Here is a 13911-nt window from a genome sequence, read left to right as displayed (position 1 = left end):
TACCCCTACATCCGAAGGAATTCCCCATGGCGGTTACCCGCACTTTCTCGATCATCAAGCCCGATGCCACGCGCCGCAACCTGACCGGCGCCGTCACCAAGATGCTGGAAGACGCCGGCCTGCGCGTCGTCGCTTCCAAGCGCATCCACATGACGGAAGACCAGGCTGGCGGCTTCTACGAAGTCCACAAGGAACGCCCGTTCTACGGCGAACTGGTCGAATTCATGACCAGCGGCCCGGTGGTGGTGCAGGTGCTGGAAGGCGAAGACGCCGTGAAGCGCAACCGCGACGTGATGGGTGCGACCAACCCGGCCGACGCCGAAGAAGGCACGATCCGCAAGACCTACGCCGAATCGATTGAGGCCAACACGGTCCACGGTTCCGATTCGGACGAGAACGCGAAGATCGAAATCGACTTCTTCTTCAACGAAGATGAAATCGTCGGCTGACCGATTCTTTCATCTTTGAATCACGAAAGGGCTGCCCTGCTTTCTGCACGGCAGCCCTTTTGATGTTTGTTGTGTAGCAAAGCGCCAAGTTTTTGAAGTGTCATCATTTCATGCGATAAGCGGCGCATGGATCTGTTGGGGGGAATCTTCGGCTTTAATCGCCTTTCGCCGCTGGAGCTGGCGCATGAAGTCATTCGTGCGACCAACGCCCGCGATTACGAGGCGCTGGGCACGCTGTGCGGCAAGCGCTTCGTATTCGTCGATGGCGAGGGCAGCCGGGTCGAAGGCTGCGATGAATTTGTCACCGCAGTGAAAGCGCTGGTCGCCGCCGCGCCGGACTTCACGCTGGACATCGACCGGTACGACGTGACCGGCGAAAATGTCGTGATGCACGGGCAGACAAGCTCCTCTAACCCCGATTTCACGTCCGAGGCGCTGTGGCGCATGGTCGTGCGGCGCGGGCGCGTGCAGTTCCTTGAGAATTACGTCGCCAGCGCGAAGCAGCGGCTGGTCAATTTCGTGCCCCAGCAGGCAGCTGCCGGCTAGAACTGCTCCGCTGCGCGCTGCAGGCCCGCCAGCCGTTTCGGCGCGACGCCTGCCCAGCTGCGGTGCATCCACTCCGCCACATGCTCCCAGTCCGTATCTGCGCGGTTGAGGATCAATCCGGCCCAGCCGCTCGCCCCGTAATAGGCTGGCTTGAACCACGTCTTCGGGAACTGCTCCACCAGCGTTGCCAGCTCGTCCTGGCCGGACACTTTCACCAATACGGCGATGTGCTCGCTGCCATGATGCGTTTCGCTGAAATGGGCGAAGAACTTGCCGCTCTTGCCGCCGGTGTGGAAAGCGGGCGCGCCGTGGCTCTCGCGCTCTTCGGCCTCGGGCAGGGCGAGCGCGATTGCGCGCACCCGCTCCAGCAGCCAGTCCGCCCGGTAAGGGCGCGAAACGAGTTCTTCCAGGCAATGCGGGTATAGCTGGTATTCCGCCATCTGCACGCGGCGGCGCAGGCTGGCCTCGTCCTCGCCCGGCAGGATGGGCACGGCCAGCTGGCCCAGTACCGGCCCATCATCCAGCTCCCCGGTCACGATATGCACGCTGCACCCGCCGTGGCTGTCGCCCGCGTCGATGGCGCGCTGGTGCGTGTCGAGGCCCTTGTATTTGGGCAGCAGGCTGGGGTGGGTGTTGACCATGCGTCCGGCCCATTGGTCGACGAAGCCGGGCGTCAGGATGCGCATGTAACCGCACAGCGCCACGTAATCGGGCGCGTGCTCGTGCAGGGAGGCCTGCATCAGCGCCTCATGGTCCTCGCGCGCCATGCCGGAATGGGGGTGGGCAAAGGTTGCGATCCCCTCGGCCGCGGCGACCTTCAGGCCGAATGCGGTTGGATCGTTGCTGCCGACCGCCACGATTTCATAGGGGCATTGCGGCAGGCGGGACTGGAACAGCAGCGCGGACATCGTGGTGCCGGTGCCGGACAGCAGCACGGCGATCCGGGCCCGCGGGGTCTCAGCCATCGTGCTGCGCGCTCCAGGCGGCATCGGCGCCCCAGGTGCCTGCCGAGCCGGAGACGCTGCAACCCTTCTCGCCTGCCTCGATATGGCCGATCCGGACCACCTCTTCGCGAGCTTCGGTCAGCCGCTCCGTCACCGCGGCGACGTTCGCCTCATCAACTGCCAGCACCATGCCGACGCCGCAATTGAAGGTGCGGGCCATTTCCGCCGGGTCGATATTGCCCTGCTGCTGCAGGAACCGCATCAGGCCGGGCTGCTGCCATGCATCGGCATCCACCATCGCACGGGCCCCATCGGGCAGCACGCGGGGGAGGTTTTCCAGCAGGCCGCCGCCGGTGATGTGTGCCAATGCTGCCACCAATCCGTCGCGGATTACAGGCAGCAGGCTCTTCACGTAAATGCGTGTCGGCTCGGCCAGCGTATCGAGCAGCGAGCGCTCGCCATCGAAGGGGGCAGGGGCAGTCATGTCCCACGCCTTGTCCTCCGCCAGCCGCCGCACCAGCGAGAAGCCATTGGAATGCACGCCGGAGGATGCGAGGCCCAGCAGGACCTGGCCTGCCTTCACGCCGTCGCCGGTCAGTTGCTCGCCGCGCTCCACCGCGCCGACGCAGAAGCCTGCAAGGTCGTAATCGCCCGGCGCATACATGCCCGGCATTTCCGCCGTCTCTCCGCCGATCAGCGCGCAGCCCGCTTCCTTGCAGCCATCCGCAATGCCCGCGATCACGCGCTCTGCAACGCCGTTCTCCAGCTTTCCGGTGGCGAAATAGTCCAGGAAGAACAGCGGCTCCGCACCCTGCACGATCAAATCGTTCACGCACATGGCGACGAGGTCGATACCGACGGTGTCGTGCCGGTCATGGTCGATGGCCAGCTTGAGCTTCGTGCCGACGCCGTCATTCCCGGCAACCAGCAGCGGATCCTTGTATCCTGCAGCCTTGGGATCGAAGAAGCCGCCGAAGCCGCCGATATCGCCATCCGCACCGCTGCGGCGCGTGGCCTTCACCAGCGGCCCGATGGCACGCACCAGCGCATTGCCGGCATCGATCGACACGCCCGCCTTGGCGTAGGTGTATTTTTCACTGTCCCCTGACATGTCCGCAGCCTTGGCGCATTCGCACTTGGATTTCCATGGGGGTTTGGGCAAAAGGCTGGCGATTTCCCCGATGACAAGAACCGCTCGCCTCCTTCGCCACAGCAACCCTGCCCGCATTGCCGGGCTGGCGGTGCTGTTTGCGCTGGCGCTGGCGGCTACCGCCTTGTGGGCGCAGGTGTCCGGAGACCGTGGTATTCCCCCCGTTGCCAGCAGCACCGATATTGATGTCCAGGGCATCGAGGTGGATGTGACCGGCGACAGTCCGGAAGACGCGCGCAACAAGGGCTGGCAGGAAGCGCAGCGGCTGGCGTGGAAGCAGCTGGGCGGTCCTGCCATTCCCGATTCGCGACTGAACGGTATGGTTTCTGCCATCGTGATCGAGCGCGAACAGCTCGGCCCGCGCCGCTATGTTGCGACGCTCGGCGTCATTTTCGACCGGCAGCGTGCGGGCGGCCTATTGGGCTCCGCCACGGGTCGCCGTTCGCGCAGCGCGCCGATGTTGACGCTGCCCGTGCTGATCGAAGGCGGTACGGCGACCATGTTCGAACGGCGTAACGGTTGGCAGCGCGCCTGGGCGCAGTTCCAGACCGGAAGCAGCTCGATCGACTATGTCCGCCCCTCCGGGATGGGGGGTGAGAGCCTGCTGCTGACTTACGGCCAGACCGGCCGCCGCAGTCGCACCTGGTGGAATACGATCCTGGACCAGTTCAGCGCCGCCGATGTGCTGATCCCGGTGGTGCAGCTGCGCCGGTCCTGGCCCGGTGGCCCGGTCACCGGCACCTTCACCGCGCGCTATGGCCCGGACAATACCTTCCTCGACGAATTCGAGCTTACGGCCAAGAACGAAGCGGCGATCCCGGCCATGTATGCGCAGGCGCTGAAGCGGTTCGACACCATATTCACCCGCGCGCTGCAGGACGGCACGCTGCGGCCCGATCCCTCACTGCTCAGCCAGAAGGTCTCCATCAGCCCCGAAGTGCAGGCTCTGCTCGAAGCATCGCGGCGCGAGGAAGCCGCGCGGCGCGAGGCCGAACGGCCCAAGCCTGCTGCAACGCCCGATGCGCCGGTCGCCTCCGAAGCGCCCGATCCGGATCAGCCGGTGGAAGTCGTCTCTTACGTCGTGCAATTCGCATCGCCGGATTCCGACACTTTTGCCGCGACGCTGGCGGCTGTGCGCAGCACGCCCAATGTCCGCGCGGCTGCAGTCAGCTCCATGGCCGTGGGCGGCACCTCGATCATGCGCGTATCCTACCAGGGCAGCCTGTCCGGCCTTGCCGCCGCCCTCCGCGGGCGCGGCTTTACGGTGGAGCAGGGCAGCAACGCGCTGCGCATCAGCCGCTGACGCGCGGCATGGGCCAGATTGCGCTTCCCCTTCGCAGCGGGGCCCGGGGAGGCCCGCCGCGCATCGTCATCGGCAATGCCAATGCCCATGTCGCCGATGCGCTGACTCAGCCTGAAAGCTGGCCCTTTCGCACCGCCGTGCTTACCGGACCGCCGCGATCGGGCAAGTCGCTGCTGGCGCGCTGGTTTGCGGCCAGCGGAAACGGCGCGGCCGTGGACGATGCGCAGGCGCTGGACGAGACTGAGCTGTTCCACCGCTGGAACCGCGCGCAGGCGGACGGCACGCCGCTGCTGGTGATCGGCGGCGAACCGCCTTGGGACATCACCCTGCCGGACCTGCGCAGCCGCATGGGCGGATCGTTGCAGCTGGAAATCGGCCAGCCGGATGACGCGATGGCGGGCGACCTGCTGCTGTCGCTGGCGGAGGAGCGCGGCCTGCCGCTGGAGCCGGATGCCGTACATTATCTGCTGCCGCGGGCGGAAAGGTCTGCCGCCGCGCTGGAGCGGCTGGTGGCCGAAATTGACCGGCTGAGCCTGGAACGCAAGAGCGCGCCGCGGCTTGCCATCTGGCGTGCGGCGCTGGAATGCCTACATGGCCCGGACGAGCCGCGCTTGCTTTAGCGCGCAGTTGGTGGGAGAATCGGCCACATGTTCGGCAGACTGGCAGCTTATCTCGACAGTATCCGTGCGCGCGACCCTGCGCCGCGTTCGCGGGCGGAGATCATGCTCTACCCCGGAGTCTGGGCGCTGGGCATGCACCGGCTGGCCCACTGGCTGTTCAACGGCGGCATGTTCTTCTTCGCCCGTTTCGTGAACCACACGGCGCGCTTCCTGACCGGGATAGACATTCATCCCGGCGCGAAGATCGGCCGCAATTTCTTCATCGACCACGGCTTCACCGTCATCGGGGAAACGGCGGAAATCGGCGACAATGTGACCATCTACCAATGCGTCACGCTGGGCGGCACCAACCCCACCAACGGCGAGGGCGGCAAGCGCCACCCGACGCTGCGGGATAATGTCATCATCGGCTCCGGCGCGCAGATCATCGGGCCCATCGTGGTGGGCGCGCGTGCGCGCGTGGGCGCCAATGCCGTGGTGACGGACGATGTGCCGGAAGGCGCCACAATGATCGGCCTGAAAGCCCGCTCCACGCTGGTCCCGGCCGAAACCTGGCTGCGCGAATTCATCCCCTATGGCACGCCGTGCGACGATCCGTGCGAGCCCGACATGACCCGCATCGACGAGCTGGAAGGCCGCATGCGCGCGCTGCAGGACGAGATCGAGATGCTGCGCGCTGAGCGTGAACGCGCCGAAGCTGCCAGCGATGATAAGCCCGCCCGCAAGAGCGGTTCCGCCACCTGATGGCCAGGTCCCGATGAGCGGCCCCAACGGCAGCGCCGCCGATATCCTGCAATTCCCCCATGCGCGCCCCAACCAGGTCGGTTTCGACCGGGACGAGCTGACGCGTATCCTGGGCCTCTATGGCCGCATGGTCGCCGCTGGGGAATGGCGCGATTACGCGATGGATTTCACGAAGGACTGCGCCACCTTCGCCGCCTTCCGCCGCACGGCCGACCAGCCGCAGATGCGCCTTGAGAAGCGCCCCGCGCTTCGGAACAGGCAGGGCATGTGGGCCCTGTTCGGCGAACACGGCCAGGTCCTGAAACGCGGCCACGACCTCTCCGGCGTCCTCGCCCCGGTAGAACGCCGCTTCTTCAAGCTGGTGGAAGACTGAGGCGGAGCGGGCTGCGCCGCTCAGGCAAACACATCCGCATGGCCCAGGTGCCGGCGCGCGATCTGTGCGCGCGTGATCTTGCGTATGGCGAGTGCCAGGCAAAGGGCCGAGGCCCCGAGGAACCCCGTCGCCAGCACCATCAGCAGCACCAGGGCCTCATCCGGCATCGTTACGAAGAATGGCGTGAGAAACTCCAGCAGGGCTATCACGGCAATTACCCCTGCGACGATCAGCCCGGCTATATGCGCGGCCCACCATCCCGACAGGATCGGTACCTCCATGTCGGATTGGTATTGGTCTTCCCCTTCGCTGCGAATGGCCAGCTCGCGCGCCACGCGCAGCGGTACGATCAGGTTCAGGAACGGGATGAAGAATCCGCCGGCCGCCCAGCCGGGCGTATAGCGCAGGCCGGAAACGCCCGCTTCTTTCAGATTGCGATGGGCCTGCCAGAACCACCAGGCCACCAGCGGAATGCAAAGCAGGCTGGCACCGATGAAGATAATCAGAGCAATGGCCACCGTTCCATAAAAGTAAACGGCACTTTCGTTCATCGGCACGAAGTAGCTTCCCAGCAAGCCAAGCGTCGCCAGCGCGCCGGAAACTCCCGCCAGTGCGAGTAGGATGCCCGTGACGATGCCAAGCGTCCTGATATGGCCGATCCCGGCCGGATGCGCGTCCATACGATTTGCCCCCTCTTTATTCCCCGCTCTTGCCTAACCCCGCCGAATTTCGCGCGCAATGCCCCGGGCGGCGAGTCTGCAGCCAGCAAGCGTATGGAAACCGCAACCATTTGCTGGCAAGGGGCAGGGCATGAGCAACAGACCCGTCGCCGCCATCGTCCTTGCCGCGGGCAAGGGGACACGGATGAAGAGCAGCCTGCACAAGGTGCTGCATCCGGTCGCCGGCCGCCCGATGATCGAACACCTGCTGGCCTCGCTGGACGGCCTTTCGCCGAGCCGCGTGGTGGCCGTGGTGGGCGACAGCCGCGAGCAGCTGCAGGACCGTCTTGGCGAGCGTGTGGCCTATGCCGTGCAGGATCCGCAGCTGGGCACCGGCCACGCCGTGCAGCAGGCGCAGGACGCGCTGGCGGGCTTTGAGGGCGATGTGCTGGTGCTGTATGGCGATGTGCCCTTCGTGCGCGCGGTCACCATGCAGGCCATGCTGGACCGGCTGGACGAGGATGACGGCCCGGCCGCCGTGGTGCTGGGTTTCGAGCCGGAGGATCCGCTGTCCTATGGCCGCGTGGTTGCGGACGGGGCAGGCCGCATCGCCAAGATGGTCGAATACAAGGATGCGAGTGAGGAAGAGCGCGCCTGCCGCCTGTGCAATTCCGGCCTGCTCGCTGCAAAATCTTCCGACCTGTTTGCCCTGCTGGACCGTGTGAAGAACGAGAATGCGCAGGGCGAATATTATCTGCCCGATATCGTCAACATCGCCATCGCGGACGGCCGCACCTGCGCTGCCGTGACCACGGACGATCCGGCCGAAGTGGGCGGCATCAACAGCCGCGCGGAACTCGCCGCGGCAGAGGCGCAGTGGCAGGAATACCGCCGCGAGGAAGCCATGGCGGACGGCGTGACCTTGCGCGCCCCAGACACGGTGTTCTTCAGCTACGACACGCAGATCGGCCGCGATGTGACGGTGGAGCCGCATGTTGTCTTCGGCCCCGGCGTCAGCGTGGCGGACGGGGCGACGATCCGCGCCTTCAGCCACCTTGAAGGTGCCAGCGTGGGCGAGGGCTGCGAAGTCGGCCCCTATGCCCGCCTGCGCCCCGGCGCGGAGATGCGCGCGGGCAGCAAGGTCGGCAATTTCGTGGAAATGAAGAAGGCCGTGCTGGGTGAAGGCGCGAAGGCGAACCACCTCACCTATATCGGCGATGCCACGGTGGGCGCGGGCGCCAATATCGGCGCCGGGACCATCACTTGCAATTACGATGGCTATTTCAAGCACCAGACGGTGATCGGCGAACGTGCCTTCATCGGGTCGAACAGCGCGCTGGTCGCGCCCGTCTCCATCGGCGCGGACGCCATTGTGGCGGCGGGCAGCACGGTCAGCCGCGATGTGGCCGACGGTGAACTGCGCATGGTGCGGGCAGAGCAGCTGGTCAAACCCGGCTGGGCCGACCGCTTCCATGACGCGATGAAGAAAAAGAAGAAGGCGGACAGCAAGTGAGCGAGCGATACCAAGGCAAGCCGTTCCTGGAGCTGGTCGACAGCTATGTCCTCGATTCCATCGGGCATCTGAACCCGGAGCAGGACAAGGCACTGACCGCGCGCGAGGCCGAGTTCCGCGACCTCTTCGGCGAGGAAGGCAACTGGCGCCAGATTACCGAGCGCCGCATGCGCTTTCCCGACGGGATGAGCCAGGCGATCTGCGAGGTCTGGACCAGCGGACGTGCGCGCTTTGTCGAGGCGAACGGGACGGAGCCTGACCCGCTGGAATTTACCCGCCACTTCGTGGACACGAAATTTCCGCACTGATGCGTGCGATGAAGGACTGAATCTATGTGCGGAATTATCGGTATCGTCGGCAACCAGCCGGTCGCCCAGCGCCTGCTGGATGGGCTGAGGCGGATGGAATATCGCGGCTATGACAGCGCAGGCATCTGCACGCTGCACGGCGGCGAACTGGTCCGGCGCCGCGCTGAGGGCAAGCTGGCGAACCTGGCAGAGGTGCTGGATGGGATAGAGACGCCGGGCGAAACGGGCATCGCACACACCCGCTGGGCCACCCACGGCGCGCCCACCACCTCCAATGCGCACCCCCACGCCACCGAAGAGCTGGCGCTGGTGCACAACGGCATCATCGAGAATTTCCGCCCGCTGCGCGAGGAAATGCAGGCCCGTGGCCGCACGTTCGAAAGCGAGACCGACACCGAAGTCGTCGCGCATTTGGTGTCCGAACAGGTCGAGGCCGGCATGTCCCCACGCGATGCGGTGAAGGACGTGCTGCCGCGCCTTCGCGGGGCATTCGCGCTGGCCATCGCCTTCCGCGAGCATCCGGACATGCTGATTGGCGCGCGGCTCGGCTCTCCGCTGGTCGTGGGCTATGGCGACGGGGAGACGTATCTGGGGTCGGACGCGCTGGCGCTGGCTCCGCTCACGCAGCGCATCTCCTACCTCGAAGAAGGTGACTGGGTTGTCGTGACACGCGACGGCGCGGAGATTTTCGACAGCGAAAACAATCCGGTGGAACGCGAAGTCACGACGTCCGGCGCATCTGCCTCCGCCATCGAGAAGGGCAATTACCGCCACTTCATGCAGAAGGAGATCTTCGAGCAGCCGACCGTGGTGGCTCAGACGCTGCAGAGCTATCTCCGGCCCGTGGAGCAGCGCGTCGCCCTGCCGCAGATCGATTTCGATATCACGGCCATCGACCGCGTCACCATCGTGGCCTGCGGCACGTCCTACTATGCCGGGATGGTGGCGAAATACTGGTTCGAACAGTTCGCCCGCGTGCCCGTCGACATCGATTTCGCGTCCGAATTCCGTTACCGCGAGCCGGTGCTGCAGCCCGGCGGACTGGCGCTGTTCATCAGCCAGAGCGGGGAGACGGCAGACACGCTGGCCGCGCTTCGCCATTGCAAGCAGGAAGGCCAGACCATTGCCGTGGTGGTCAACGTGCCCACCAGTTCCATGGCGCGCGAGGCAGACCTGCTGCTGCCGACCCATGCCGGGCCGGAAATTGGCGTCGCTTCCACCAAGGCCTTCACCTGCCAGCTGGCCGTGCTGGCCGCGCTGGCGGCGCATTTTGCGGTCAAGAAGGGCAAGCTCAACCGCGAGGAAGAGGCGGACATCGTCGCCCACCTGCTGGAAGCGCCGGCCTGCCTGAACGCCGCGCTGGACCATGACGAGGACATCGCGGCCATGGCGCATCTGATCGCCCCGGCGCGCGATGTGCTGTATCTGGGCCGTGGCCCGGACTTTCCGCTGGCGCTGGAAGGCGCGCTGAAACTGAAGGAAATCAGCTACATCCACGCCGAAGGATACGCCTCTGGCGAGATGAAGCATGGTCCCATCGCGCTGATCGACGAGGACGTGCCCGTCATTTGCCTGGCGCCCAGCGGCCCGCTGTTCGAGAAGACCGTCTCCAACATGGAAGAGGTCCGCGCGCGCGGCGGCAAGGTGGTGCTGATTTCGGACGCGGAGGGACTGGCCGAGGCGGGCGAGGGCTGCATGGCGACCATCGAAATGCCCAAGGTCCACCCGCTGATTGCGCCGCTGGTCTATGCCGTTCCGGTGCAGCTGCTGGCCTATCATGTCGCGGTGGCCAAGGGCACGGATGTGGACCAGCCGCGCAACCTGGCGAAATCGGTGACCGTGGAATAGGCGAACCGCCTGAAAACTTATCCGTATTTCCACGGCGGCCTTTACCCCGTTTTCACTATTCCCCGCTTAGGGCTGCTGGCGTGTCACAGGCGCCCGAAAACACCTATCCGCCACTGCCGCTGCAGTTGAATGCGCTGGAGCTTGCCGGTCTGCGCAAGCCGAAGGATGGCGAGTGGCCGGGCCTGCGCGCGCTGCAATATTCCAACCTGGCACCCACCGCACGGATGCGCGCCTTCGGGCACATTGTGGCCATGTGCCTGGCACTGTCCACTTATGCGCAGCAGGCGCCCATCCTGCACCTCGTGGCCTGGACAGTGGCGATTGTCGCGACCGTCTGGAACCGCCACCGTGTCGAGCGCAGCCTGGCCTTTGCCAGCGCCCGCACCATCGTGCGCAAGGGGGCGAAGCGGCATATCTGGTCCGTGGTGGCGCTGTCGCTGGCCTGGATCTGCGCGCCGCTGTTCATCGCGCCCTTCGGCACCGAAACGGAGCTGCTGGTGCTGGCCATCCTTGCAGCCATGCTGATCGCGGGATCGGCCCTGACATCGGTTGCGCCGCTCAACACCATCATCCTGTCCGTAATCGTCGGCATCACCATGACCGGCACGCTGCTGTTCTACGGCATGTGGCAGGTGGCCTTCGCCATGGCCTGTTTCTATTCGCTGCTGCAGTTCGGCGCACTGACGAGTGTGAAAACCTTCCTGACCGCGCGCATCGCGGAAGCGGGCGTGGCTGAGAAGTCCGAGACCGTGTCCCTGCTGCTGCGTGAATATGAAGAGAACGAGGCGGACTGGCTGTGGCAGGTCGATACGCATCGCCGCGTGCGCGCACCAAGCCCCCGTTTCGCCTTTGCGCTGGGCCAGGACCCGGCGAAGATCGAGGACGAGAGCTTCATCAAGCTCATCTCCGGCCCTTCGTGGGACAATGGCCAGTTTGCATCCTCCCTGCGAGACCTGGCGGAGCGGCTGAAGCGGCGGGAGAATTTCTCCAACCTGATCGTGCAGGTCGAAGTCGGCTCCGGCCGCCGCTGGTGGGAGCTTTCCGGCACGCCGATGCACGATGAGGAAGGTAACTACACCGGTTTCCGCGGCGTCGGCTCCGACGTGACCGAACAGCGCGAGAGCGACGAGAAGATCGCTTATCTCGCGCGTTACGACACGCTGACCGGCCTGCCGAACCGCCTGATGCTGACCGAGGCGCTGGGCGAGGCCATGCGCTATGCCAAGCAGTGGAGCACGCGCTGCGCCTTCCTGATGATCGACCTCGACCGCTTCAAGCAGGTGAACGATTCGCTGGGCCACCAGACCGGCGACAAGATGCTGGCGCAGGTGTCAGAGCGGCTGGGCGAAGTGATCTCGGAAAATGAGCTGGTCGGCCGCCTGGGCGGCGACGAGTTTGCCATCGTCATTCGAGACGCCTCCGACCGCGGCGCCGTGGCGCGGGTGGCAAAGAAGGTCATCACCGCGCTCTCGCAGCCATATGAGGTGGACAAGAACAAGCTGTTCATCGGCGCCAGCGTCGGCTCTGCCATCGGCCCGCGCGACGGGGACAGCGTGGAAGCGCTGATGCGCAGCGCCGACCTGGCGCTTTACCGCGCCAAGGACGAGGGCGGCGGCGAGCACTGCGTCTTCGAGCCCGAACTCCACGCCATGGCGGAAGAGCGCCGCCAGCTGGAAACCTCGCTGCGCCACGCGCTGGAGCGCGAAGAATTCAAGATCAACCTCCAGCCGGTGGTTGATGCCAACAGCGAAGCCGTCGTCAGCTTCGAGGCGCTGCTGCGCTGGCACAGCCCGGAACACGGCTTCGTCTCGCCAGCCAAGTTCATCCCGCTGGCCGAGGATACCGGGCTTGTCGTGCCGATCGGTGCGTGGGTGCTGGAAGAGGCCTGCCGCCAGGCCGCCACATGGCCGGTCGACGCGAAGGTCGCCGTCAATGTCTCGGCCGAGCAGCTGATGGAAAGCGACTTTGCTGAAACGGTCGTGCGCGCGCTCGATCTCAGCAAGCTGCCGCCGCGCAGGCTGGAAGTGGAAGTGACCGAAAGCGTCTTCGTGCGTGACGGGCATATCGCCAAGGCAACGCTGGAAGAGATCCTGGCGCTGGGCTGCTCCATCGCGCTCGATGATTTCGGCACGGGCTATTCCTCGCTCGGATACCTGCGCGAGCTGCCCTTCAGCACCATCAAGGTCGACCGCAGCTTCGTGCAGGGCGCCTCGCAGGGCAGCCGCGAGAGCCTGGCCATCATCAACGCCGTGGTCGCCATGGCCAGCAGCCTGGAAATGTCGACGACCGCAGAGGGTGTGGAGACACCAGCAGAAGCCAAGATGATCCGCGACCTCGGCTGCACCAAGATCCAGGGCTATTACTACGGGCGCCCCATGCCGGTGGACGAGGCCCGCGCGCTACTCGCCAATCCACGCTCCCTCGCGAAGCGCGACGCGGCCTGATTTTTCTCATGAAGCCGCCTCCGCGGCTTCGTCCTCCCGGCTGTTCCCTTCGCTGCGCTCCGGGGCCGGTCCGGGCGGGCGCTTGCCCTTGCGGTCCGCTGGGCGCGGACCGAACTCAAGCAATTCTACTGGCTTGGTCCGCTGATTCGGCAGGAGGGTAATGATTGCTACAGTCCGGTTCGCCGCAGGACGAACCGCAAGCGCGACTGCGCGCCAGCCGGTTAGGCCGTAGCCAAGGCGCACGGACGTGCGCCGCCCGGCGCTTGAGGGCCCAAACAAAAGGAAGCGGAGCCACAGCCTGCCAGAGCGACCGCGAGGTCGCGCCAGGTCAAACCTTTTCCAGCACGCTTTCGATGACGCCTTCGAACAACGCGCGGCCGTCGCTGCCGCCGTGGTCGGCCTCGATGGCGCGTTCGGGGTGCGGCATCATGCCCAGCACATTGCCGGCATCGTTCAGCACGCCCGCAATATCGCGCTGAGAGCCGTTGTAATTCTCGGCGTAGCGGAAGGCCACGCGGCCTTCGCCTTCCAGCCGGTCCAGCGTGGCTTCGTCGGCAAAATAATTGCCGTCGTGATGCGCCACGGGGATGGTGATGGCCTGCCCGGCCTCATACTTGCCGGTGAACAGGCTTTGCGCGTTTTCTACCTTCAACACCGCGTCGCGGCAGATGAAGTGTTGTTTAGCATTGCGCATCAGCGCGCCGGGCAGCAGGCCGGCCTCGGCCAGCACCTGGAAGCCGTTGCACACGCCCAGCACCGGAACGCCGCGACCGGCCGCATCCACCACGGCGCGCATGATGGGGCTGTTGGCCGCCATCGCGCCGGAGCGCAGGTAATCGCCATAGGAGAAGCCGCCGGGCAGGGCGATGAAATCAAGCCGGTCCGGCAGGTCCGCATCGCCGTGCCACACGCGGATCGCATCCGTGCCTGACACCTGCGAAACGGCAACCGCCATGTCGCGGTCGCAATTGGAGCCGGGGAATGTGATCACCGCGCCGCGAAAGGCCATG

General features: G+C 65.6%; 14 protein-coding genes. 10 read left to right on the top strand and 4 right to left on the bottom strand.

The window, feature by feature from the left end:
- Positions 1-26: 26 nt before the first annotated feature.
- Together ndk and A6F65_RS10315 are read left to right on the top strand one after the other, a co-directional pair.
- Positions 27-449 carry a nucleoside-diphosphate kinase gene (gene ndk / locus A6F65_RS10320; RefSeq protein WP_067788438.1) on the top strand — a complete coding sequence of 141 codons (423 nt, stop codon included), beginning with the start codon at positions 27-29 and terminating at the stop codon, positions 447-449.
- Positions 450-575: 126 nt separating this feature from the next.
- On the top strand, positions 576-995 hold the full coding sequence (locus A6F65_RS10315; RefSeq protein ID WP_067788436.1) for a nuclear transport factor 2 family protein: 420 nt from the start codon (positions 576-578) through the stop codon (positions 993-995).
- Here the strand turns inward: A6F65_RS10315 and purN are convergent.
- Together purN and purM are read right to left on the bottom strand one after the other, a co-directional pair.
- Positions 992-1960 (bottom strand): phosphoribosylglycinamide formyltransferase, encoded by a 969-nt coding sequence (purN, locus tag A6F65_RS10310; protein WP_067790515.1) that lies wholly within the window; start codon positions 1958-1960, stop codon positions 992-994. The two genes, A6F65_RS10315 and purN, sit on opposite strands and share 4 nt — an antisense overlap.
- A complete protein-coding gene (gene purM, locus A6F65_RS10305; RefSeq protein WP_067788432.1) occupies positions 1953-3050 on the bottom strand; it encodes a phosphoribosylformylglycinamidine cyclo-ligase in 1098 nt (365 codons plus the stop codon). The genes purN and purM overlap by 8 nt, the downstream gene beginning before the upstream one ends.
- Before the next feature lie 70 nt (positions 3051-3120).
- On the opposite strand from purM, the gene A6F65_RS10300 reads away from it, so the two are divergent.
- Genes A6F65_RS10300 through A6F65_RS10285 form a run of 4 tightly spaced genes read left to right on the top strand, consistent with a single transcriptional unit; the run spans position 3121 to position 6129 of the window.
- Positions 3121-4392, top strand: coding sequence for a hypothetical protein (locus A6F65_RS10300; protein ID WP_067788430.1), 1272 nt, complete (start codon positions 3121-3123; stop codon positions 4390-4392).
- An 8-nt stretch (positions 4393-4400) separates the two neighbouring features.
- The gene (locus A6F65_RS10295; protein ID WP_067788428.1) at positions 4401-5012 is read left to right on the top strand and encodes an HdaA/DnaA family protein; all 612 of its coding nucleotides are present in this window, start codon (positions 4401-4403) and stop codon (positions 5010-5012) included.
- 27 nt (positions 5013-5039) lie between these two features.
- Positions 5040-5756 carry a serine O-acetyltransferase EpsC gene (gene epsC / locus A6F65_RS10290; protein WP_067788426.1) on the top strand — a complete coding sequence of 239 codons (717 nt, stop codon included), beginning with the start codon at positions 5040-5042 and terminating at the stop codon, positions 5754-5756.
- A gap of 13 nt (positions 5757-5769) precedes the next feature.
- Positions 5770-6129, top strand: coding sequence for a DUF2794 domain-containing protein (locus tag A6F65_RS10285; RefSeq protein ID WP_067788424.1), 360 nt, complete (start codon positions 5770-5772; stop codon positions 6127-6129).
- 20 nt (positions 6130-6149) lie between these two features.
- Here the strand turns inward: A6F65_RS10285 and A6F65_RS10280 are convergent, their stop codons facing one another.
- Positions 6150-6809, bottom strand: coding sequence for a DUF4328 domain-containing protein (locus A6F65_RS10280; protein ID WP_067788422.1), 660 nt, complete (start codon positions 6807-6809; stop codon positions 6150-6152).
- A gap of 130 nt (positions 6810-6939) precedes the next feature.
- On the opposite strand from A6F65_RS10280, the gene glmU reads away from it, so the two are divergent.
- From glmU to A6F65_RS10260, 4 genes are all read left to right on the top strand, one after another.
- Positions 6940-8301, top strand: coding sequence for a bifunctional UDP-N-acetylglucosamine diphosphorylase/glucosamine-1-phosphate N-acetyltransferase GlmU (gene glmU / locus A6F65_RS10275; protein ID WP_067788420.1), 1362 nt, complete (start codon positions 6940-6942; stop codon positions 8299-8301).
- The gene (locus A6F65_RS10270; protein ID WP_067788417.1) at positions 8298-8609 is read left to right on the top strand and encodes a hypothetical protein; all 312 of its coding nucleotides are present in this window, start codon (positions 8298-8300) and stop codon (positions 8607-8609) included. The genes glmU and A6F65_RS10270 overlap by 4 nt, the downstream gene beginning before the upstream one ends.
- A gap of 24 nt (positions 8610-8633) precedes the next feature.
- The gene (glmS, locus tag A6F65_RS10265; RefSeq protein ID WP_067788415.1) at positions 8634-10457 is read left to right on the top strand and encodes a glutamine--fructose-6-phosphate transaminase (isomerizing); all 1824 of its coding nucleotides are present in this window, start codon (positions 8634-8636) and stop codon (positions 10455-10457) included.
- Positions 10458-10537: 80 nt separating this feature from the next.
- A complete protein-coding gene (locus A6F65_RS10260; protein WP_067788413.1) occupies positions 10538-12901 on the top strand; it encodes a putative bifunctional diguanylate cyclase/phosphodiesterase in 2364 nt (787 codons plus the stop codon).
- A gap of 328 nt (positions 12902-13229) precedes the next feature.
- Here A6F65_RS10260 and purQ read toward each other — a convergent pair whose 3' ends face one another.
- The gene (gene purQ, locus A6F65_RS10255) at positions 13230-13910 is read right to left on the bottom strand and encodes a phosphoribosylformylglycinamidine synthase subunit PurQ (RefSeq protein WP_067788411.1); all 681 of its coding nucleotides are present in this window, start codon (positions 13908-13910) and stop codon (positions 13230-13232) included.
- Position 13911 lies beyond the last annotated feature (1 nt).

Source organism: Paraurantiacibacter namhicola (genome assembly GCF_001687545.1).
GTDB lineage: Bacteria > Pseudomonadota > Alphaproteobacteria > Sphingomonadales > Sphingomonadaceae > Paraurantiacibacter > Paraurantiacibacter namhicola.
Note: the sequence above shows the minus strand (reverse complement) of the source record. Positions and strands in the feature narration are given on the sequence as shown.